We start from the raw sequence: 621 nt of genomic DNA on the forward strand, positions 1-621 counted from the left end.
AGCCCTGGTGGCGCTCACCTATCGTTCGGCGGTCGACAATCCGGGTCGGTTTGCAAAATCCCGAACCGTCGGTGCGTACTTCGGACTGACGCCCAAGAAGTATCAATCCGGGGAGACCGACATCGACGGCGGCATCACCAAGGTCGGCGATTCCATGGTGCGAACCGCACTCTATGAAGCGGCGCACATCATGCTGACGCGCGCCACGCGGTTCTCCGCCTTGAAGCGCTGGGCGATGGACGTGGCGAAGCGGCGCGGCATGAAACGGGCAAAGGTGGCACTGGCCCGCAAGCTCGCCACCGTTCTTCACCGCATGTGGGCTGATGTCAGTCAGTTCCGTTGGGGCAAGGACACCGTCGCCGCGTAAAGGAGGAACAAGGCAGCGAGGCAGGCCGCCATAGGCGCTGCTTCTTCGAGGTCTCGTCGCTGGGACGAGGGCTTGGCAAGGTCGGGAGTAGTGCTGTGAAAGCTTCGGCAAATCACGCGTCCTAGATTGACCTGCCGGCTTAAGGATCTGATGGCATGATGTGGCAGTCTTCGTGCTGACCACGGACAGAAGCATGATCCCAGCGGCGTGATGATCACTCGAAAGGGACTTGACGAGTAAGGGCCCATTACAGA

The 621-nt window shown here is 60.7% G+C and carries 1 protein-coding gene; it reads left to right on the plus strand.

Features of this window, described 5'->3' with window-relative positions:
• On the plus strand, positions 1-367 hold a 367-nt coding region (locus G6N73_RS36180), incomplete at its 5' end, for a transposase (protein WP_165034608.1).
• Positions 368-621: the final 254 nt, after the last annotated feature.

The sequence above is a fragment of the Allomesorhizobium camelthorni genome, from assembly GCF_011045125.1.
GTDB classification, from domain to species: domain Bacteria; phylum Pseudomonadota; class Alphaproteobacteria; order Rhizobiales; family Rhizobiaceae; genus Allomesorhizobium; species Allomesorhizobium camelthorni.